Origin of the sequence: Leisingera methylohalidivorans DSM 14336, assembly GCF_000511355.1 — a bacterium.
Lineage (GTDB): Bacteria > Pseudomonadota > Alphaproteobacteria > Rhodobacterales > Rhodobacteraceae > Leisingera > Leisingera methylohalidivorans.
This window is the reverse complement of record NC_023135.1, coordinates 971,006-989,796: the sequence shown is the minus strand read 5'-3', so window position 1 is coordinate 989,796 and position 18,791 is coordinate 971,006. Positions and strand designations below refer to the sequence as shown.

Here is an 18,791-nt window from a genome sequence, read left to right as displayed (position 1 = left end):
TAACGCAGGACAATTTGGGCACTTGCCAGTGCCCCTGATTCAATGCTGCCCGCGCGTCAACCAAAGGAATATGGCCATGCCCAAAAGAACCGACATCCAGTCGATTATGATCATCGGAGCCGGTCCGATCGTCATCGGGCAGGCCTGCGAGTTCGACTACTCCGGCGCCCAGGCCTGCAAAGCCCTGCGCGAAGAGGGCTACCGGGTCATCCTGGTGAACTCCAACCCGGCCACCATCATGACCGATCCGGGCCTGGCCGACGCCACCTATATCGAGCCGATCACCCCCGAAGTGGTCGCCAAGATCATCGAGAAGGAACGCCCCGACGCGCTGCTGCCGACCATGGGCGGGCAGACCGGGCTCAACACCTCGCTGGCGCTGGAAGAAATGGGCGTGCTCGAGAAATTCGGTGTCGAAATGATCGGCGCCACCCGCGATGCCATTGAAATGGCTGAAGACCGCAAGCTGTTCCGCGAAGCAATGGACCGCCTCGGCATCGAAAACCCGCGTGCCACCATCGTCACTGCACCCAAGCTGGTTGACGGCAAGGCGGACCTGGACGAAGGTGTCCGCATCGCACTGGAAGCGCTGGACGACATCGGCCTGCCCGCAATCATCCGCCCCGCCTTTACCATGGGCGGCACCGGCGGCGGCGTCGCCTACAACCGCGAAGATTACATCCACTTCTGCCGCACCGGCATGGACGCGTCCCCGGTGAACCAGATCCTGGTCGACGAAAGCCTGCTGGGCTGGAAAGAGTTCGAAATGGAAGTGGTCCGCGACAAGGCGGACAATGCGATCATCGTCTGCTCGATTGAAAACATCGACCCGATGGGCGTCCACACCGGCGATTCGATCACCGTGGCCCCGGCGCTGACGCTGACCGACAAAGAATACCAGATCATGCGCACCCATTCGATCAACGTGCTGCGCGAGATCGGCGTGGAAACCGGCGGCTCCAACGTGCAATGGGCGGTGAACCCCGCCGACGGCCGCATGGTGGTGATCGAGATGAACCCGCGGGTCAGCCGCTCCTCGGCGCTTGCGTCCAAGGCCACCGGCTTCCCCATCGCCAAGATCGCGGCGAAGCTGGCGGTCGGCTATACGCTGGACGAACTGGACAACGACATCACCAAGGTGACTCCGGCGTCGTTCGAGCCGAGCATCGATTATGTCGTCACTAAAATCCCGAAATTCGCCTTTGAGAAATTTCCCGGTTCCGAACCTTACCTCACCACCGCGATGAAATCGGTGGGCGAGGCGATGGCAATCGGCCGCACCATCCATGAATCGCTGCAAAAGGCGCTGGCGTCGATGGAATCCGGCCTCACCGGCTTTGACGAGGTGGAGATCCCCGGCGCCCCCGACAAGGCCGCGGTGTTCAAGGCGATCAGCCTGCAGACCCCGGACCGGATGCGCACCATCGCCCAGGCGATGCGCCACGGGCTGAGCGACGATGAAATCCACGGCGTCACCAAATTCGACCCCTGGTTCCTGGCCCGCATCCGCGAAATCGTCGAGGCCGAAGAAAAGGTCCGCGACGGCGGCCTGCCGGCCGACGAAAAAGGCCTGCGCGCGCTCAAGATGCTGGGTTTCACCGATGCCCGCCTGGCCAAGCTGACCGGCCGGACAGAGGCAGAAGTCCGCAAGGCCCGCCGCGCCGCCGGCGTCAACGCCGTGTTCAAGCGGATCGACACCTGCGCCGCCGAATTCGAGGCGCAGACGCCCTATATGTACTCGACCTATGAAGCGCCGGCCTTTGGCGACGCGGAGTGCGAGGCGCGCCCCTCTGACCGCAAAAAGGTGGTCATCCTCGGCGGCGGCCCGAACCGGATCGGCCAGGGCATCGAGTTCGACTACTGCTGCTGCCACGCCTGCTTTGCGCTGACCGACGCGGGCTATGAAACCATCATGATCAACTGCAACCCGGAAACCGTGTCGACCGACTATGACACCTCGGACCGGCTGTATTTCGAACCGCTGACCTTCGAGCACGTGATGGAAATCCTGCGGGTTGAGCAGGACAACGGCACCCTGCACGGCGTCATCGTGCAGTTCGGCGGCCAGACCCCGCTGAAACTGGCAAACGCGCTGGAAGAGGAAGGCATCCCGATCCTCGGCACCTCGCCCGACGCCATTGACCTGGCCGAAGACCGCGAGCGGTTCCAGGAGCTGGTCAACAACCTGGGCCTCAAGCAGCCGAAGAACGGCATTGCCTCCACCGACGAGCAAGCGCTTGCCATCGCTGAGGAAATCGGCTTCCCGCTGGTGATCCGCCCGTCTTATGTGCTGGGCGGCCGGGCGATGGAAATCGTCCGCGACATGGACCAGCTCCGGCGCTACATCGCCGAGGCGGTGGTGGTCTCCGGCGACAGCCCGGTGCTGCTCGACAGCTACCTCTCCGGCGCGGTTGAACTGGATGTGGACGCGATCTGCGACGGCAAAGACGTGCATGTGGCAGGCATCATGCAGCACATCGAAGAGGCCGGCGTGCACTCGGGCGACAGTGCCTGCAGCTTGCCGCCCTACTCGCTCGGCAAGCCGGTGATCGAACAGATCAAGGAACAGACATTCGCGCTGGCCAAGGCGCTGAATGTGGTGGGCCTGATGAACATCCAGTTCGCGATCAAACCCAATGACGCCGGCGAGGAGGAGATTTACCTGATCGAGGTGAACCCGCGCGCCTCGCGCACCGTGCCGTTTGTCGCCAAGGCCACCGACAGCGCCATTGCCTCGATCTCGGCCCGGGTGATGGCCGGGGAGCCGCTGTCGAACTTCCCGATGCGCGCGCCCTATCAGCCGGACGCAGGCTATGACGTCAACACCCCGATGGCCGACCCGATGACCCTGGCGGATCCGGACATGCCCTGGTTCTCGGTCAAGGAAGCGGTGCTGCCGTTCGCCCGCTTCCCCGGCGTCGACACCATCCTCGGCCCGGAAATGCGCTCCACCGGCGAAGTCATGGGCTGGGACCGCTCCTTTGCCCGCGCCTTCCTCAAGGCGCAGATGGGGGCCGGCATGGTGCTGCCGTCCCAGGGCCGCGCTTTCATCTCGATCAAGGATGCCGACAAGGGCCGGCTGATGCTGGAAGCGGCGCAGATCCTGGTGGAGCAAGGCTTTACCCTGGTCGCCACCCGCGGCACCCAGACCTGGCTCGATACCCAGGGCGTGGCCTGCGAGCTGGTGAACAAGGTCTATGAGGGCCGCCCCCACGTGGTGGACATGCTGAAGGACGGCGACGTCCAGCTGCTGATGAACACCACCGAAGGCGCGCAAGCCGTCGAGGACAGCAAGGAAATGCGCTCTGTCGCGCTTTATGACAAGATCCCCTATTTCACCACCGCGGCCGGCGCCAATGCCGCTGCACGGGCGATCAAGGCCCAGGCCGAAGGGGATGTCGAAGTGAAGTCGCTGCAGGGCTGACGCCCGGCGCCGCCTCTCTTCAGCACAGCGTTTCCAGCCCCGTATTTTGAGGGCTGTGTTCAAAAAAAGCCCCGGCATCGCCCGGGGCTTTTCCTTGTCCGCCGCCGCCACGGCATTCCGCTCAGGTCCCGCCGGGCGGTCACGCAGCCGTGTAGAGTTCTGACGCCGCAAGGCCCCGATCTGTGCCGCCGGTGCCCCCCGCAAGCCGCCGTTTCCAGATCAGGGAGAAGGGCCATGCCCCCCCAGCAAAGACCGCCGCAGGGTTGCCGGCCCTGGCGCCAATGGCCGCCTTTGCCCAGCACTGCCCTGTGGACGGCGGCCCTTCTGAACCTGCAGCAGCAAGCCGTGGCCGGAATCTATGAAGGCATCAAAGCCAGAATGGCCGAGGGCTGCGCCGGCAACGGCGATCCGGTCGGTGCTGACGTCCGCTCCTGGCAGGTGACATCAACCCGCCCGGCCCGTGCCGGCCCGCAAGGCGGGCGGTTTCTGCAGACCTTTGCAAACGGCATCGCCGCTGAACAGTATCTGAAGTTTGCGGATGACGGCTTTACCATGCCGGCCGGGTCGGTCCGTGCCAAGGAAAGCTTCAAGGTCAAGAACGGCAACGCCGTTCCCGGCCCGCGGTTCATCAGGACCAAACTGGCCGGCGGCGGGGCGCCCGTGGCCGGCGGCTGGCTTTATGCGGCCCTTCTGCCCAATGGCGCCGGGATGAAGGTCCGGCAAAGCTTCTGCGCTGGCTGCCGCATGGACTGGGAGGCCCCGGACAGCCTGGCCTGCCCACTGGAAGACGTCCGCCTCAGCAGCCAGTGACCGCAGGCCGGCCTGCCGCACATGGAAACAGCCCCGGAACCAAACGGGGCTGTTTCAGTTGATGCCGACCGCCGGGCGGCAGGGCTGTTGGGCTGCTCCCGCGGTCAACCGGCCTGCCGCATCAGCGTTTGCAGCGCGTGGCCCAGCGGGGCTGCCAGCGATACGCCTTTGCCGCCCATCCGCGCTTTGGACGAGATCACCGAGACCAGCCGCGGCGCGCGGCCCGGACGCGTCTGCAGCACCGGCGATCCGGACGCCCCGAGATCGACCCTGCAGGTGGTGATCAAGGAGTTCTGCCGCGCCACCAGCACCTGGCATGCGGTCTGCAGCCTGGGCGATCGTTCATGGCTGCGGGAATATGACATCACATCCACCCGCGCGCCCCGCTCCGGGGTTGCGGCCAGGGCCAGCGGACGGATCACATCAGGGCTGATCGGGCTGTCCAGGCGCAGCACAGCAATGTCGGTGACGGTTTGAAACTGGCCGGTCCGGCCGTGGCGGTAGCCCGGGTGAACAACCGCCTTGGCCACAGTGCGCGACGCCTTGGCCCGGAAGCCGTTGAGGCCCGCTTCAAATTTTATGCTGCGCGGATTGACCGCCTGGCCGTTGCGGATGTCATACATGCAATGGGCCGCTGTCAGCACCATATCCGGTGCGATCAGGCTGGCCGTGCACATGGCAGTGCCGCCGATATTCAGGCGGCCCACCGCCTCCCATCCCGGCACAGATTGCACCGGCGCCGGTTGCCCGGCCGCAGCCTCTCCAGTGCTGAATCCCATCAAAACGGCGGCGGCAATTCCCAGTAATCGTCTCATAACCCACTCCATGTTCCCACACCGCCATGGTCGGTGAGCCCTGGGGCTGGAATGCGGCTTGCTGCGGTGCCGCGCGGGCAGAAAGATGGGCAGAATGCGGCAGGATTAACAAAACGTTAACGCGGAGCCTCCGTGCCGGGACCGGGGCCCTGAAACCCCTTATTTACTTAACGATTGGCCTCAATTTTCGACAAATACCCTTAAAAACAAGGGAAAATCCGCTGGGTTTCGTTAGGAAAAAAATTCAGGATTTCCCCTATTTCCGCGTGTTTTCCAGCCTGGGCGGTAACTTCACGGCCCAATTGCGGCGGAAATGAGCCTTAACAAATGCCTAAATACCGGGAGAAGGGCCGCCCAATTTCTTAACTGCGCAGCACATGCTATGCGGGAAGGTCTGATCCGGACCGCCGCAATGCCTGTGCCGCCGGAGGCTTGCAGCGGCCCGTTTTCCGCTGCAAGGTGGCCAGACCCGATTGCTGACACCGGAGCCCTTGAATGCGCCTGACGCTGTTTCTCACCGCCCTTCTGGCCCTGGCTGCCTGCGACGTGCCATTGATCCCGCTGATCTGAATCAAAAAGCCCCGGCAGCGGCGCCGGGGCTCAGGTGTATCTGATTTACGGGACTGCCCCCGGGGCTACGTCTGCGACACCCGCTGATGGACCTCCTCGGCGCTCTCCACCCGCTCCGAATAGCGGTCGGTCAGATAGTCCTTGCGGCCCCGCACCAGCCAGGTGAATTTCACCAGCTCTTCCATCACATCCACCAGGCGGCGGTAGAACGGGCCTTCCGGCAGGCGCTCTCCCTCCCCGAATTCCAGCCAGGCCTTGGGGATCGAGCTTTGGTTCGGGATGGTCAGCATCCGCATCCAGCGGCCCAGGATCCGCATCTGGTTGACCGCATTGAAGCTTTGCGAGCCGCCCGAGACCTGCATCACCGCCAGCGTCTTGCCCTGGGTGGTGCGGATTCCGCCCTGCAGCGACAAGGGCAGCCAGTCGATCTGCAGCTTCATAATGCCGGTCATCGCGCCATGGCGTTCCGGGCTGGACCAGACCATGCCCTCGGACCAGACCGCCAGATCGCGCAGCTCAGCCACTTTGGGATGCTCCGCCGCGCCCGTGTCATCCGGCAGCGGCAGGCCGGAAGGGTCGAAAATCCGCGTCTCGCAGCCCAGGCTGCGCAGCACCCGCGCCGCCTCCTCAGCCGCCTTGCGGGAATAGCTCACGTCGCGCAGGGAGCCATAGAGCAGCAGAATACGCGGCGCATGGCGCGGGTCATCGGGCGCCGCCAGCGCCTCCACATCGATCGGATGCAGTTCGCTTTCCGCAATGGCGGGCAGGCTGTCGCCGTCACCGGTCACAGACACTGTCTTCCTCCAGATGCAGCTTCATATCCAGCAGGACCTGCTGCAGCAGCACCGTTTCCCGCAGCAGCCGCTTGGCCTCGTTGACGGTGATGATGCCATCCTCCATCGCTTCCTGGTATTCGCACATCAGCTGGGCAAAGCGCTGGCTCAGCGCGATCACATCGGAGTTCACTCCGCCGCTGCGGCCGGTCTCTTCTGCAGTGCCGTTGCCGTTGTAGGACAGCGTGATATTCTTCAGCTCCGCCAGCGCCGAGGTCACATGCGGATAGGACGCCGCCTTTTCCAGCTTGGCCACTGCGTCCACCGGCATGAACCGGTCGGCATGCTCGGCATTGTCCGAGTAATAGCGCCCCAGCGTCGCCTTGGACTTGCCGGTGATCTGGCAGGCGGCTTCGATGCCGACATCCTTCACCAGCGCTTCGGTGTGCTTTTTCAGATACGTCCCGATTTCAGCCATATACTTCCTACCTGGCTTGACCGCCGCCCCCTTGGGGGAACGAACCGGTTATTTTCCCATTTCTGAGTTGTAGAGGAATTGCGATACCTTATCCATCCCTCTGGTTTTTGGGGATTTAGCGAGTGGGATGATGCAATTGGCATCTTTTGATCAGTGCAATGCCGAACGGGTGAGTGACGTTCTGCGGTTCGGGTAATTGGTCTGCCCAGCACTTTGGCTCTCCGGGGCTTTCGGTTTGGATCTATCGGGGGTTGTTCCTCCCCGGCCATGCCTGCCCCGGCGAGCCCTCCCGCCACAGCCTTCCCGTTCTCTGCAGAACCCGCACGAATCCGGTTTTCCCCGCAGGCCGGGACAGATAAACCCCGCCCCCATGGCCAAGCTCTATTTCAACTACTCCACCATGAACGCGGGCAAGTCGACGGTGCTGTTGCAGGCGTCGCATAACTACCGCGAAAACCGCATGGACACCTACCTGCTGACCGCCCGGCTGGATGACCGCGCCGGCGAGGGCAGAATCGCCTCGCGGATCGGCATCGGCGAAGCGGCGGACATGTTTGCCGCGGGCGACGATCTTTATGCCCGCATCGAACAACGGCTGCGCCGCGGCCCGGTTGCGGCGATCTTTGTGGACGAGGCCCAGTTCCTGTCGCCCGACCAGGTCTGGCAGCTGGCCCGCGTCGTCGATGACCTGCGGGTGCCGGTGCTGGCCTACGGGCTGCGGGTGGATTTTCAGGGCAATCTGTTCCCCGGCTCCGCCACCCTGCTGGCGCTGGCGGATGAAATGCGCGAGGTGCGCACCATCTGCCACTGCGGCAAAAAGGCCACCATGGTGGTCCGCCAGGACGATCAGGGCCGGGTGCTGACCGAGGGCGACCAGGTGCAGATCGGCGGCAATGAGACCTATGTCTCGCTCTGCCGCCGCCACTGGCGTGAAGCGGCAGGCGATCTGCGCAGCAGCGGAACGGCAGAGTAAGCCGTCCGGATTAATCCGCGGTGATATGTGCTATACTTCTTTGAACCGCTTTCAAAGGAGGCCGTCATGGCAAACCGCGACCCTCTGGGCGACCCGCTGGCCGGCAAGCTGCGCTTTCACCTGTCCATCATGATCGGCGCCTGCATCGCCGGGGCAGCCGTCGTCGCCGCATTTGTGCTTGGGTACTATTCAGTCAGGGCCATTCTGATCTGCGCCGCCATCGGTGCACTTCTGGCCTGGCCCGCGGGCACCTGGGCCACCCGCAAGATCAAGCGCGAAGATCCCGCCTGGGACCACCGCAAGGACAAACCCAAGGACGCCTGAGCCGGGCAGGCTCAGGCAGACAGGTTTCTCAGACCCGGTTGGGCAATGCCGCGCCCGCAAGATATGCGGCCACATTGTCCAGCGCCATATGGCCCATATCGCTGCGCACCTCTTCGGTGGCGGTGCCCAGATGCGGCAGCAGGGTGGCGTTATCCAGATCAATCAGCGCCTGCGGCACCTTGGGCTCGAACTCATAAACATCCAGCCCCGCACCGCCGATCCGGCGGTTCTGCAGCGCCTCGATCAGCGCCGCCTCTTCCACCACTTCGCCGCGGGCGATGTTGATCAGATGCGCATGGGACTGCATCGCGCCCAGCACCTCGGCGTTGATCAGATGGGTGGTCTCGGCGCCGCCCGGCACCGCCACCACCAGGAAATCCACCTGCCCCGCCAGATCGATCAGGCTTTCGGCCCGGTCGGCCGGGAAATCCAGATCCTTGGGCGACCGCGCCACATAAGACACATCCATGCCGAAGCCATAGTGGCAGCGCCGCGCAATCGCCTGGCCGATCCGGCCCATGCCGGCAATGCCGACCCGTTTGCCGGTGGCGTGCAGGCCCAGCATCTGGGTCGGGTGCCAGCCCTCCCAATCGCCTTTGCGCAGCATCCGCTCGCCCTCGGAGGCACGGCGCGCCGACATCAGGATCAGCGTCATGGCAATGTCGGCGGTGGCATCGGTCACGGCCCCCGGCGTATTGGTCACTTCGACGCCTGCCGCCCGCGCGGCCGCCACATCAATGTGGTTGTAGCCGACACCGAAGTTGGCCAGCAGCTTGCAGCGCGGTGTGCCCGCCTTGGCAAAGATCTCAGCCGAGAACTTGTCGCCCAGCGTCGGCACGACAATGTCGAACTCCGCCAAGGCGCGCAGCATTTCCGCCTCGCTCATCACCGCGTTGGTCCCACGGATTTCCAGGTCGGCAAAAGCTTCCCGCGCCCGTGCCGTGACCGCTGCCGTCATCGGCCGCGCAATCCAGATTTTCATCTCAGTGCATCCTCCCGCCCAGCGGGACCTTTCCATCAGGCCCGGCCAGGAATATCTCTCCGTTTTCATCCGGCAGGCCCAGGACCAGGATCTCTGACATGAACGTGCCGATCTGCCGCGGCGGGAAGTTTACGACGGCCAGAACCTGCTTGCCCACCAGCGTTTCCGGCATGTAATGCGCCGTAATCTGCGCTGAGCTCTTTTTTACGCCGATTTCGGACCCGAAATCGACCCAAAGCTTGATTGCCGGCTTGCGCGCCTCGGGATAGGGCTCCGTGCGGATGATTTCGCCCACCCGGATGTCGACTTTCAGGAAGTCGTCAAAATTGATCTCAGCCACGCGACAGCTCCTTGGACCGGTTCGCCGCCGCCGCCACGGCGCGGTTCAACAGCGCCGGAAAACCGTCGCCGTCATCCATCAATACCTCAAGCGCGGCCTGTGTGGTGCCGTTGGGGCTGGTCACGTTGATGCGCAGCTGGCTGGGGCTTTCCTCTGCCGCTTCCGCCAGCGCCCCGGCGCCTGCAACGGTGGCCTTGGCCAATTGCATCGCCAGTTCCGCCGGCAGGCCCTGCGCCTCGCCCGCGGCGGCCAGCGTTTCGATCAGGTGGAACACATAGGCGGGGCCGGAACCGCTGACGCCGGTGACGGCATCCATCTGGCCCTCATTATCCAGCCGCACGGTCTGCCCGACGGCCTGCAACAGCCCCTCGGCACGGTCCAGATCGGCGCCGCTGGTGCGGGCATTGCCGATAATCGCGGTAATCCCGCGCCCGACGGCAGCGGGGGTGTTCGGCATCGCCCGCACGATCGGCGACTGCGCCCCCAGCACATCCTCAAAGGTGGCGATCGAAGTGCCGGCCGCTACCGAGATGAACAGGGTCGATCCGTTGCCGTAGCTTTGCAGCGCGGGCAGCGCCGCGCCCATCATCTGCGGCTTCACCGCGATCAGCACGATGCCCGGCGCCGCGGGCAGTTCTGCGTTGATATGGACGCCGGTGCCCTGCAGCCAGTCCGACGGGTGCGGATCGATCACCCAGACCGAGGCGGCGGGCAATCCGCCCTCCAGCCAGCCGGCCAGCATCGCCGATCCCATCTTGCCGCAGCCCAGCAGCACCAGCCCGCGCGCGGAAATTTCTTGCATATCCATCTTAAGCCCCTCCCCTAAATTCCAGGTTCAGGGCAAGGTTTACGCCCGCCCGTAGGCCTCTGCAATGGCGACCTGCATTGCGTCCTGGGTGCTGCGCTTGCCCCAGACCGCCAGCTGGATCGCCGGGTAATAGCGCTCGGCATTGGCCACCGCGGCATTCAGCATCGCATCGATCTGCTGCGGGCTGGCCATCTGGCCGCCGGACAGCATCAGACCATAGCGGAACAGCATCAGCTTGTGATCCGCCCAATAGGTAAAGGAGCCCTCCCAGCACTGGTCGTTCATGCTGTTGATCAGCTCATACAGCCGCGGCAGCTCCGCCTCCGGCGGCTCCATCTCAAAGCTGCAGACCAGCCGCAGGCATTCCTCGTAGCCCGACCAGGCCAGCGTCAGCGAGTAGGTGCGCCACTGCCCTTCCACCGACATGGCGATCTGGTCATCGCCAACCCGGTCAAAGTCCCATTCATGATGCGACGCCAAATGCTCGACGATATCAATGGGGTGGATGTCTTCTTCCAGGTGAAGCTCGGATAGTGCCATGTCGCCACCTCTCTCGTTGCCTAGCCAGCCGGGCACTGAGACCCCTATAGCTAGATTATTTTGCTATGGGCCGGGGGCGTATCCCCGCTCCCATACAAGATATGGTGGGGCTGAATTGAGGATCTGGCAACCTTTATTTTGGGGATATCTGCAATAACTTGTGGATGAACTATCCACAGCCCCCTAGATGCCGGCCCTGTAACCCTGCCCCACTCCGCCCGGCTGGTAAAGCCCGAACCGGCAGAGCGAGGCAGAAATTGCGCCGCGCCGCAGCCCCGCTCCGCGGCGCCGCCGGAAGTTACCGGAACGCCGGCCCGTGCGCCCAGACGGTCAGCGACTGGCGCGCGCCGCGGGTCACCGGGGTGACCTGATGCAGCAGAAAGCTGGGAAACACCGTGACGCTGCCCTGCGCCCGGCTGGCGGCCACCACATGGGCGCCGGGCATCACCTCCAGATCGCCGCCGTCATAGGCGCCGGGCTTGCTCAGCTGCACCATCAGGGTCAGCTTGCGCTTGCCCGCTACCGGCCCGTCGCCGATGTCCGAATGCCAGGCGAAATGGCCGCCGTCCTTGGCCTTGTAGCCGGCGGCCTGCGGGCTTTCGGCAAACTCGCGCAGATCGAAATTGAACAGCTCCCGGTTGGCCCGCCGCACCAGCGAGATCAGCCGGTCCATCACCCAGCCGGTCCCCGGCACATCATCCAGCCACACCACATCGGCCCGGCGCAGATTGTGATCGCGGGTCTGGCCCACCAGCCGCGCCTCGCTTTCCGGCTCGGCATTCACTTTCCTGGAAATCTCCGCGCACTCCAGCGCGCTGAACGCATTGGGCACTGAATAGACAGAAACCATGCTACCATCCTTCTGTTGCAGCAGCGGCAGCATGTACAGAATGGCAGGATCAGCGCTGTGCGGTTTTCGACCAGGCGGGCGGAAAGCGACGTGTTTCCATCCCCTGTTCTGCAAGGCAGCCATGCAAAGCGCCGCCAAGGCGCAAAAAAGCCCGCCGCAGCCTCACGCCGCAGCAGGCTCCGTCAACAGGCGCGGCGGCCCGGTTACTTCTGCGCCGCCTCCAGCGCGTCCAGCCGGGCCTTCAGCGCCTCATTCTCCTCGCGCGCCTTCTGCGCCATCGCGCGCACCGCGTCGAACTCCTCGCGGGTGACGAAATCACGGTCGGCCAGCCAGCGGTCGATCATGCTTTTCAGCGCGGTGTCCGCCTCGTCCTTGGCGCCCTGGGCCACGCCCATCGCATTGGTCATCAGCTGGGAAATATCGTCCAGGATCTTGTTGCGGGTCTGCATGCTCTTCTCCGTCTCGGGGCTGACTCCTATATGGGGAAGCGGGCGCGCGGCTGCAAGCCGTTGACTTCCCCCGAAGACCAGAGGCATTCAGACGCATATGCAGGCCATGATCCAATTCCCCGACCTCTCGCCCGAGATTTTCTCGATCTCCCTCGGCACGTTCGAATTTGCCCTGCGCTGGTATGCGCTGGCCTATATCGCAGGCATCGTCATTGCCTGGCGGCTGGCGGCGGCAGCTCTGCGCCGCCCCGCGCTGTGGCCCGCGCAGCAGCCGCCGATGAAGCCCGAACAGGTCGAGGATCTGCTGACCTGGATCATCCTCGGCGTGATCCTGGGCGGGCGTCTCGGCTTTGTGCTGTTTTACCAGCCCGCCTACTATCTGGCGCACCCGGCCGAGATCCTGAAGATCTGGCAGGGCGGCATGGCCTTTCACGGCGGGTTGATCGGGGTGGTTCTGGCGACGCTGATCTATGCCGCGCGCCACCGCATCCCGAAACTGCAGATTGCCGATCTGGTCGCCCATACCGTGGCGCCGGGGCTGCTGCTGGGGCGGCTGGCGAATTTCATCAATGCCGAGCTTTGGGGCCGCCCCACGGACCTGCCCTGGGGCGTTGCCTTCCCCGGCCCCGCCGCACAGGACTGCGGCCAGGCGCTCGGGGAACTCTGCGCCCGCCATCCCTCGCAGCTGTATGAAGCACTGATGGAGGGGCTGCTCCTCGGCGCCCTGCTCCTGTATCTCGCCTGGCGCCGCAACGCCTTCCACACCCCCGGCCGCCTGCTGGGCGTGTTTCTGGCGGGCTACGGCCTGGCCCGCTTCATCGTCGAATTCTTCCGCCAGCCGGACGCGCAGTTCGTCACCCCCGGCAATCCGCTGGGGCTGGCCTGGCATATGGACGGTCTCGGCCTCACCCAGGGCCAGGCGCTGTCGCTGCCGATGATCGCCATCGGCCTCTATTTCCTGCTTCGCGCCCGCCATACCGCCCGGAGCCCGGCATGAGCCTGGCAGATCACCTTGCCGCCCGCATCCAGGCGGATGGCCCGATGTCTGTTGCCGCCTACATGGCGGAGTGCCTGCTGCACCCCCGGTTCGGCTATTACACCACCCGCGATCCGCTGGGCGCCAAGGGCGATTTCACCACCGCGCCGGAAATCAGCCAGATGTTCGGCGAACTGATCGGCCTTGCCCTGGCCCAATGCTGGCTTGACCAGGGCGCCCCCGCCCCCTTCACCCTGGCCGAACTGGGACCGGGCCGCGGCACCCTGATGGCGGATCTGTTGCGCGCCACCCGCGGCGTGCCCGGCTTCCACGCGGCGATGCAGCTGCGCCTGGTCGAGGCCTCTCCGAAGCTGCGCCGCATCCAGGCCCGGACGCTGAACGCTTACGCCCCGGAATGGCTGGACACGGCGGAGGCCCTGCCGGACCAGCCGCTGCTGCTGGTGGCAAACGAGTTTTTCGATGCCCTGCCGGTCCGCCAGTTCATCCGCAGCGGCGATCACTGGAGCGAAAAGCGCATCGGCCTCACCGGCGGCACCCTCGCCTTCGGTCTCAGCCCGGCGGCGCCGCAGCCCGCCCTGGACCACCGGCTGCAGGACACCCAGGAGGGCGATCTGGTCGAGATCTGCGACGCCGCCGCCCCCGTGATCCAGGCCATCGCCGCCCGAATCGCAGCCCATGGCGGCGCCGCGCTGATCGCGGACTACGGCGACTGGCGCGCGCTTGGCGATACCCTGCAAGCTTTGCGTGCGCATGAACCCGCCGATCCGCTGCAGGCCCCCGGCGAGGCCGACCTGACCGCCCATGTGGACTTTGAGGCGCTGGCAATGGCCGCAAAATCCAAGGGTTGCGCCTTTACCCGCCTCACCCCCCAAGGGGTGTTTCTGGAGCGTCTCGGCATCACTGATCGCGCCCGCGCCCTGGCCGCGCCGCTGCAGGGCGAACCGCTGGAAACCCTGATCGCCGCACATCGGCGGTTGACGCACCCGGATGAAATGGGAAACCTGTTCAAAATACTTGGCCTCTATCCCTCGACGGCCGCTTCTCCGCCAGGATTGAACCCATGACGCTTGAAATCCTCACGTCCGATCTGCTTGGCCCGGTGCGGCACGGCTTTTTCACCCGCCGCGGCGGCGCCTCCTCGGGCATCTACCGCGGGCTGAACTGCGGCCTGGGCTCCACCGATCAGCGCGAGGCGGTGCAGATCAACCGCGCCCGCGCGGCCGCGGCAATGGACGTGCCCGCCGAGAATCTGATCGCCGTGCACCAGGTCCACAGCGCCGATGTGCAGGTTGTCACCGAACCCTCGCAGGACCGCCCCCGCGCCGATGCCATGGTCACCAATGTGCCGGGGCTGGCGCTGTCCATTCTGACCGCTGACTGCCAGCCGGTGCTGTTCTGCGACCCCGAGGCCGGCGTCATCGGCGCCGCCCATGCGGGCTGGCGCGGCACGCTGGACGGGGTGCTGGAGGCAACTCTCGACGCGATGGAGGGGCTCGGCGCCCGGCGCGCGGACACGGCGGCGGTGATCGGCCCCGCAATCTCGCAGCGCGCCTATGAGGTCGGCCCGGAATTCTTTGAAGATTTCGTGATGCAGGACGACGGCTACGCCCGTTTCTTTGCCAATGGCCAAGACGGCCGCTACCTGTTCGATCTGCCGGGCCTGGGCCTGCACAAGCTGCGCCAGGCCGGTGCAGGGGCGGCGGAATGGACCCGTTACTGCACCTATTCCGAGCCTGAGAAATTCTACTCCTACCGCCGCGCGACCCACGCGAAAGAGGCCGACTACGGCCGCCTGATCTCCTGCATCCGGCTTTAACCGCCCGTTAACCCGGGAAATTGCGGCGAATTTTAATAAATTCCGCCACATTCCTTGCCTTTCGCTGCGCCGCCCCTACTCCCAAACGGAAATTACACCATTTAAAACAACAACTTACCCTTAGAAACAGAGGGCGCGCGCCCGTCGTGCGCCGCTGCGGCGCCAGGCGGAAAATGCCCTCAGCCGGTCATATTCGCGGCGCAAATGTTACCCATAAACAGGTCAGAACAACACAAACAGCAGCACCCTCGGCACAAGGTTCAGCTGCCGGGCGAAGGACAGACCACCATGAAGATGAACAAGCGTTTCATTGCCTCCATCATCCGCTCCGCGAAAAGCGAGACCGTGACCCTGCCTTGGGCAGCCGCGCGCCGCCGCGACGGCCAGACCGCGAAGCAGAAACTGGGTTAACGCCGGGGACGGGTGCCCCGGCGGCGGCTTCCCCTGGCGCAAGCGCGCCAGCCCGGCCAGCCGCCGCCGGGGCACCCAACCGGTCTAGGCCGCGGCCGGCGGCCGCTTGACGCGTCCATAGCCGAACCGCCTTACATCCGTTCCGGCCTGCCGCCGGGACCCGCCCGAAGCGCTGCCAGGCCCGGCCGGATGTTAACCAATTTGCTTCAGAATTTTTGACAATTTGAACTAATTGCCGCCATTTGGTGCGCATACATATCGTTCAAGCACGTCTGTGTTGCCGGTGGGGGCCGATGCATACGGGCAGTTTGAAAGGAAAGGTGGCTGTAATGACCATCGCCCACTCGCTGCAGAAAGCTGCAGAAAATGCAATTGAAGCCAACGCGTTCCTGCAGGATCCGGCAGCCCAGCGCAGCGCAACCAAGCCGCAGCTGCGGCGCTATGAGGTCAGCAGCCTCCTGCCCGGCGGGGCAATTTCCGAAACCCGCCACATCGCGCCTGCCCTGCCGCTGTTCGAGGATGCGTTTTGCGCTTTTTCCCGCGGTTCCCTGGTGGAAACCGCCAATGGCCCGGTTGCCGTCGAAGACCTGCTGCCCGGCGATGACATCCTGACCCGCGATGGCGGCAGCCAGCCGCTGGTCTGGATCGGCCACACCAGCCTGCTGCCCGCGCAGCCCGGCAGCCGCGGCCGCAGCCACCGGCTGACCAGCTTCATGGCCGACAGCCTTGGCTTGCAAAAACCGGCCTCCAGCCTTGTCGCCGGCCCCGCCGCGCGGCTGCTGCGCGCCCCGCCGCATCTGCAGCGCGCGGACAGCAGCCCGCTGCTGACCCCGGTTGCGGAATTCCAGGACGGCATGAGCATCTTTGAAACCGCCCCGCCGGCGCCGGTGGACATGTACCACCTCTGCCTGCCGCGCCATGCCGCAATCAGCGTCGGCGGCCTGGAGTTTGAAACCTACCACCCGGGGCCGGATGCGCTGAAACTGGCAGGCTACGCGATCAAGACCTTGTTCCTGAACATGTTTGCCCATGCCGACAGCATCCGGGATTTCGGCCCGCTGGCCTATCCCAGGGCCGCCGGCAACAAACCCGGCGGCGCCTTTCTGTAAGCCGGCAGGCGGCAGCCCCGGACACAGCAAAGCCGGGCATATCCCTGCCCGGCTTTTGCCTGTCAGACCGCTGGCTGTTTGCAGCTTACGCCTCGCGCGCCAGCCGCTCCTCCAGCACTTCGAACGGCACGCCCGGCTCATCCTTGGCGCCGCGGATCACCAGCGAGGTTTTGACACTGGCCACATTCGGCGTGGTCAGCAGATCACCGGTCAGGAAGCTTTGGAATGTGCTCAGATCCGGGGCGACGCATTTCAGGATGAAATCCACCTCGCCGTTCAGCATGTGGCACTCGCGCACCAGCGGCCAGCTGCGGCATTTATCCTCGAACGCGCTCAGCTCCACCTCAGCCTGGCTTTCCAGCCCGACCATCGCAAAGACCTGCACCTCGAACCCCAGCTCGCGGGAATTCACATCGGCGTGGTAGCCGTGAATCAGCCCGGCCTCCTCCAGGGCGCGCACCCGGCGCAAACAGGGCGGCGCCGAAATGCCGACCCGCTTGGCCAGTTCCACATTCGTCATCCGCCCATCAGCTTGAAGCTCCGACAAAATCTTGCGATCGATCGGATCAAGGCGGGTTGTGACCATGTTGAAAGCTCCTGTGGAATTTGCGTTTCTTATAGCACTGCCGCCGGGCCGCGCAATAATGTTTCATCGCCGCGCAATATTCTTTGCGTTCCGCTGGCGCAAGCCGCGATGCCCGAAGCCCCGGCGGATTTACATCCTGCCGCATGCCAAGCCTTGGGGGTTTAAGCCCGCGGACCCTGCCGCTATATGCATTGCCTGACGGCGGCACGCCCGCCAGGCTGCATAACGTGGGGAACACACATGAGCGAGACGCGCCACACCAAGGTTCTGATCATCGGCTCCGGGCCTGCAGGCTATACCGCGGGGGTCTATGCCGCCCGCGCCATGCTGGAACCGGTTCTGGTTCAGGGGATCGAACCCGGCGGCCAGCTGACCACCACCACCGAGGTTGAAAACTATCCCGGCTTCACCGAGGTGCAGGGCCCCGACCTGATGATCAAGATGCAAGAGCACGCCGAGGCGATGGGCTGCGAGGTCATCGGCGACTACATCACCTCGCTCGACACCTCCGCGCGCCCGTTTGTCGCCAAGGCCGACAGCGGCACCACTTTCACCGCCGACGCGGTGATCCTGGCGACCGGCGCCCGCGCCAAATGGCTGGGCCTGCCCTCGGAAGAGAAATTCAAGGGCTTCGGCGTCTCCGCCTGCGCCACCTGCGACGGTTTCTTCTACCGCGGCCAGGAAATCGTGGTGATCGGCGGCGGCAACACCGCCGTGGAAGAGGCGCTGTTCCTCACCAACTTCGCCTCCAAGGTGACCCTGGTCCACCGCCGCGACGAGCTGCGCGCCGAGAAGATCCTGATCGACCGCCTGATGAAGAACGACAAGATCGAAACCCTGTGGTTCCACACCCTGGAAGAGGTCGTGGGCACCGAAAGCCCGCTGGGGGTCGAGGGCGTCGTGGTCAAGAACGTGCAGACCGGCGAGTTGAAGGAAATCCCCTGCAAGGGCGTTTTTGTCGCCATCGGCCACGCCCCCGCCAATGAGCTGGTCAAGGACGTGCTGGAACTGCACAACGGCGGCTATGTCCAGGTCAAACCCGGATCGACCGAAACCTCGATCCCCGGCATCTATGCCGCCGGCGATCTCACCGACCACAAATACCGCCAGGCGGTGACCTCGGCCGGCATGGGCTGCATGGCAGCACTGGACGCCGAGCGTTTCCTGGCCGAGCAGGACTGACCCCGGATGCCGCATGATTTCGAAACCCAGCGGGCCGGAACCGTTGCGGCATTCAACGATCTGCAGGCCGAACACGGCCTGCCGGAGGCGGCGGACGTGGATTACTTCTTTGTCCCCGCCCGCGACGGCGCCGACTGGCGCGCCCTGGCCGAAGCGCTGAGCCGCGAAGGCTACAGCTGCAGATACCTGAGCGCCGAGGAGGCGGAGGACGGCATCCCCTGTCTGGCGGCCACGCTGCCGGAGCAGATCATCTCCGCCACCGGCATCTGGATCGGCGAGGAAGTGGCCACCCGCACCGCCCTCGCCCACGGATTCGCGCCGGACGGCTGGGGGCTGGAGGGCTGAGCCCCCTCCAGGGCTCAAACCTGCCGGTCAGGTTTTGTTTACCCCTGGCCCGGCAACAGTCGGAACAGCAGGCCCCGCGCCGCCGCCGGACGCGCCTGCCCGAGCCATAGCGCCAGGCCGCCGCAGGCCTTCAGAGCCCTATCAAGCCTCTGGAATACCTGACTTTAACGGCGCCGCGCAGGCGGCTGCACACCGCCAAACGGGCGCCG

21 protein-coding genes are annotated in these 18,791 nt (G+C 64.9%); 11 read left to right on the top strand and 10 right to left on the bottom strand.

Going from position 1 to position 18,791, the window contains the following annotated elements; genetic code table 11:
* The first annotated feature begins 76 nt into the window (after positions 1-76).
* Positions 77-3,424, top strand: coding sequence for a carbamoyl-phosphate synthase large subunit (gene carB, locus METH_RS04885; RefSeq protein ID WP_024089308.1), 3,348 nt, complete (start codon positions 77-79; stop codon positions 3,422-3,424).
* 291 nt (positions 3,425-3,715) lie between these two features.
* A complete protein-coding gene (locus METH_RS04880) occupies positions 3,716-4,234 on the top strand; it encodes a recombinase (RefSeq protein WP_156927443.1) in 519 nt (172 codons plus the stop codon).
* Positions 4,235-4,338: 104 nt separating this feature from the next.
* Here the strand turns inward: METH_RS04880 and METH_RS04875 are convergent, their stop codons facing one another.
* The 3 genes from METH_RS04875 to METH_RS04865 all read right to left on the bottom strand — a co-directional run bounded on the left by METH_RS04875 (position 4,339) and on the right by METH_RS04865 (position 6,870).
* Positions 4,339-5,049, bottom strand: a complete 711-nt coding sequence (locus METH_RS04875; protein WP_024089306.1) for a trypsin-like serine peptidase — start codon at positions 5,047-5,049, stop codon at positions 4,339-4,341.
* Positions 5,050-5,684: 635 nt separating this feature from the next.
* Positions 5,685-6,413, bottom strand: a complete 729-nt coding sequence (gene arsH, locus METH_RS04870) for an arsenical resistance protein ArsH (protein WP_044008336.1) — start codon at positions 6,411-6,413, stop codon at positions 5,685-5,687.
* Complete coding sequence (locus METH_RS04865; protein WP_024089304.1) at positions 6,397-6,870, bottom strand: hypothetical protein; 474 nt, start codon at positions 6,868-6,870, stop codon at positions 6,397-6,399. The genes arsH and METH_RS04865 overlap by 17 nt, the downstream gene beginning before the upstream one ends.
* Before the next feature lie 370 nt (positions 6,871-7,240).
* Between METH_RS04865 and METH_RS04860 the strand changes: the two genes are divergently transcribed.
* Together METH_RS04860 and METH_RS04855 are read left to right on the top strand one after the other, a co-directional pair.
* On the top strand, positions 7,241-7,843 hold the full coding sequence (locus tag METH_RS04860) for a thymidine kinase (RefSeq protein WP_024089303.1): 603 nt from the start codon (positions 7,241-7,243) through the stop codon (positions 7,841-7,843).
* 66 nt (positions 7,844-7,909) lie between these two features.
* On the top strand, positions 7,910-8,167 hold the full coding sequence (locus tag METH_RS04855; protein ID WP_024089302.1) for a LapA family protein: 258 nt from the start codon (positions 7,910-7,912) through the stop codon (positions 8,165-8,167).
* A gap of 28 nt (positions 8,168-8,195) precedes the next feature.
* Here the strand turns inward: METH_RS04855 and METH_RS04850 are convergent, their stop codons facing one another.
* The 6 genes from METH_RS04850 to METH_RS04825 all read right to left on the bottom strand — a co-directional run bounded on the left by METH_RS04850 (position 8,196) and on the right by METH_RS04825 (position 12,136).
* Entirely contained in the window at positions 8,196-9,149 is a 954-nt protein-coding gene (locus tag METH_RS04850) for a 2-hydroxyacid dehydrogenase (RefSeq protein ID WP_024089301.1), read from the bottom strand.
* A gap of 1 nt (position 9,150) precedes the next feature.
* Positions 9,151-9,489 carry a tRNA-binding protein gene (locus tag METH_RS04845; protein WP_024089300.1) on the bottom strand — a complete coding sequence of 113 codons (339 nt, stop codon included), beginning with the start codon at positions 9,487-9,489 and terminating at the stop codon, positions 9,151-9,153.
* Positions 9,482-10,297: a pyrroline-5-carboxylate reductase gene (proC, locus tag METH_RS04840; protein WP_024089299.1), complete on the bottom strand. Its 816-nt coding sequence runs from the start codon at positions 10,295-10,297 to the stop codon at positions 9,482-9,484. Before proC ends, METH_RS04845 begins: the two co-directional genes overlap by 8 nt.
* A gap of 39 nt (positions 10,298-10,336) precedes the next feature.
* Positions 10,337-10,837 (bottom strand): type III secretion system chaperone family protein, encoded by a 501-nt coding sequence (locus tag METH_RS04835; protein WP_024089298.1) that lies wholly within the window; start codon positions 10,835-10,837, stop codon positions 10,337-10,339.
* Between the two features lie 298 nt (positions 10,838-11,135).
* The gene (locus tag METH_RS04830; RefSeq protein ID WP_024089297.1) at positions 11,136-11,687 is read right to left on the bottom strand and encodes a 2OG-Fe(II) oxygenase; all 552 of its coding nucleotides are present in this window, start codon (positions 11,685-11,687) and stop codon (positions 11,136-11,138) included.
* Between the two features lie 203 nt (positions 11,688-11,890).
* A complete protein-coding gene (locus METH_RS04825; protein ID WP_019296037.1) occupies positions 11,891-12,136 on the bottom strand; it encodes an accessory factor UbiK family protein in 246 nt (81 codons plus the stop codon).
* A 97-nt stretch (positions 12,137-12,233) separates the two neighbouring features.
* Between METH_RS04825 and lgt the strand changes: the two genes are divergently transcribed.
* The 5 genes from lgt (at position 12,234) to METH_RS04805 (ending at position 16,469) form a co-directional block, all read left to right on the top strand.
* The gene (gene lgt, locus METH_RS04820; RefSeq protein WP_024089296.1) at positions 12,234-13,133 is read left to right on the top strand and encodes a prolipoprotein diacylglyceryl transferase; all 900 of its coding nucleotides are present in this window, start codon (positions 12,234-12,236) and stop codon (positions 13,131-13,133) included.
* A complete protein-coding gene (locus METH_RS04815) occupies positions 13,130-14,197 on the top strand; it encodes a class I SAM-dependent methyltransferase (protein ID WP_024089295.1) in 1,068 nt (355 codons plus the stop codon). Before lgt ends, METH_RS04815 begins: the two co-directional genes overlap by 4 nt.
* Positions 14,194-14,949, top strand: coding sequence for a peptidoglycan editing factor PgeF (gene pgeF / locus METH_RS04810; RefSeq protein WP_024089294.1), 756 nt, complete (start codon positions 14,194-14,196; stop codon positions 14,947-14,949). Before METH_RS04815 ends, pgeF begins: the two co-directional genes overlap by 4 nt.
* A gap of 288 nt (positions 14,950-15,237) precedes the next feature.
* Positions 15,238-15,360: a hypothetical protein gene (locus tag METH_RS25120; RefSeq protein WP_024089293.1), complete on the top strand. Its 123-nt coding sequence runs from the start codon at positions 15,238-15,240 to the stop codon at positions 15,358-15,360.
* Between the two features lie 329 nt (positions 15,361-15,689).
* Positions 15,690-16,469 (top strand): Hint domain-containing protein, encoded by a 780-nt coding sequence (locus tag METH_RS04805; protein ID WP_024089292.1) that lies wholly within the window; start codon positions 15,690-15,692, stop codon positions 16,467-16,469.
* An 85-nt stretch (positions 16,470-16,554) separates the two neighbouring features.
* Here METH_RS04805 and METH_RS04800 read toward each other — a convergent pair whose 3' ends face one another.
* Complete coding sequence (locus METH_RS04800) at positions 16,555-17,055, bottom strand: Lrp/AsnC family transcriptional regulator (RefSeq protein WP_024089291.1); 501 nt, start codon at positions 17,053-17,055, stop codon at positions 16,555-16,557.
* A 240-nt stretch (positions 17,056-17,295) separates the two neighbouring features.
* Here METH_RS04800 and trxB point away from each other — a divergent pair, with 240 nt between their 5' ends.
* Positions 17,296-18,237, top strand: coding sequence for a thioredoxin-disulfide reductase (gene trxB / locus METH_RS04795; protein ID WP_024089290.1), 942 nt, complete (start codon positions 17,296-17,298; stop codon positions 18,235-18,237).
* Positions 18,238-18,243: 6 nt separating this feature from the next.
* On the top strand, positions 18,244-18,582 hold the full coding sequence (locus METH_RS04790; RefSeq protein ID WP_024089289.1) for a ribonuclease E inhibitor RraB: 339 nt from the start codon (positions 18,244-18,246) through the stop codon (positions 18,580-18,582).
* Positions 18,583-18,791 lie beyond the last annotated feature (209 nt).

What these genes read in the sequence shown, in the direction of transcription:
- METH_RS04800 (WP_024089291.1), bottom strand. Translation starts at nt 17,055, where the DNA reads ATGGTCACAACCCGCCTTGATCCGATCGATCGCAAGATTTTGTCGGAG.
- carB (WP_024089308.1), top strand. Translation starts at nt 77, where the DNA reads ATGCCCAAAAGAACCGACATCCAGTCGATTATGATCATCGGAGCCGGT.
- METH_RS04825 (WP_019296037.1), bottom strand. Translation starts at nt 12,136, where the DNA reads ATGCAGACCCGCAACAAGATCCTGGACGATATTTCCCAGCTGATGACC.
- METH_RS04860 (WP_024089303.1), top strand. Translation starts at nt 7,241, where the DNA reads ATGGCCAAGCTCTATTTCAACTACTCCACCATGAACGCGGGCAAGTCG.
- METH_RS04865 (WP_024089304.1), bottom strand. Translation starts at nt 6,870, where the DNA reads ATGGCTGAAATCGGGACGTATCTGAAAAAGCACACCGAAGCGCTGGTG.
- METH_RS04875 (WP_024089306.1), bottom strand. Translation starts at nt 5,049, where the DNA reads ATGAGACGATTACTGGGAATTGCCGCCGCCGTTTTGATGGGATTCAGC.
- METH_RS04835 (WP_024089298.1), bottom strand. Translation starts at nt 10,837, where the DNA reads ATGGCACTATCCGAGCTTCACCTGGAAGAAGACATCCACCCCATTGAT.
- METH_RS04850 (WP_024089301.1), bottom strand. Translation starts at nt 9,149, where the DNA reads ATGAAAATCTGGATTGCGCGGCCGATGACGGCAGCGGTCACGGCACGG.
- METH_RS04830 (WP_024089297.1), bottom strand. Translation starts at nt 11,687, where the DNA reads ATGGTTTCTGTCTATTCAGTGCCCAATGCGTTCAGCGCGCTGGAGTGC.
- METH_RS04790 (WP_024089289.1), top strand. Translation starts at nt 18,244, where the DNA reads ATGCCGCATGATTTCGAAACCCAGCGGGCCGGAACCGTTGCGGCATTC.
- proC (WP_024089299.1), bottom strand. Translation starts at nt 10,297, where the DNA reads ATGGATATGCAAGAAATTTCCGCGCGCGGGCTGGTGCTGCTGGGCTGC.
- METH_RS25120 (WP_024089293.1), top strand. Translation starts at nt 15,238, where the DNA reads ATGAAGATGAACAAGCGTTTCATTGCCTCCATCATCCGCTCCGCGAAA.
- METH_RS04815 (WP_024089295.1), top strand. Translation starts at nt 13,130, where the DNA reads ATGAGCCTGGCAGATCACCTTGCCGCCCGCATCCAGGCGGATGGCCCG.
- lgt (WP_024089296.1), top strand. Translation starts at nt 12,234, where the DNA reads ATGCAGGCCATGATCCAATTCCCCGACCTCTCGCCCGAGATTTTCTCG.
- pgeF (WP_024089294.1), top strand. Translation starts at nt 14,194, where the DNA reads ATGACGCTTGAAATCCTCACGTCCGATCTGCTTGGCCCGGTGCGGCAC.
- trxB (WP_024089290.1), top strand. Translation starts at nt 17,296, where the DNA reads ATGAGCGAGACGCGCCACACCAAGGTTCTGATCATCGGCTCCGGGCCT.
- METH_RS04805 (WP_024089292.1), top strand. Translation starts at nt 15,690, where the DNA reads ATGACCATCGCCCACTCGCTGCAGAAAGCTGCAGAAAATGCAATTGAA.
- METH_RS04855 (WP_024089302.1), top strand. Translation starts at nt 7,910, where the DNA reads ATGGCAAACCGCGACCCTCTGGGCGACCCGCTGGCCGGCAAGCTGCGC.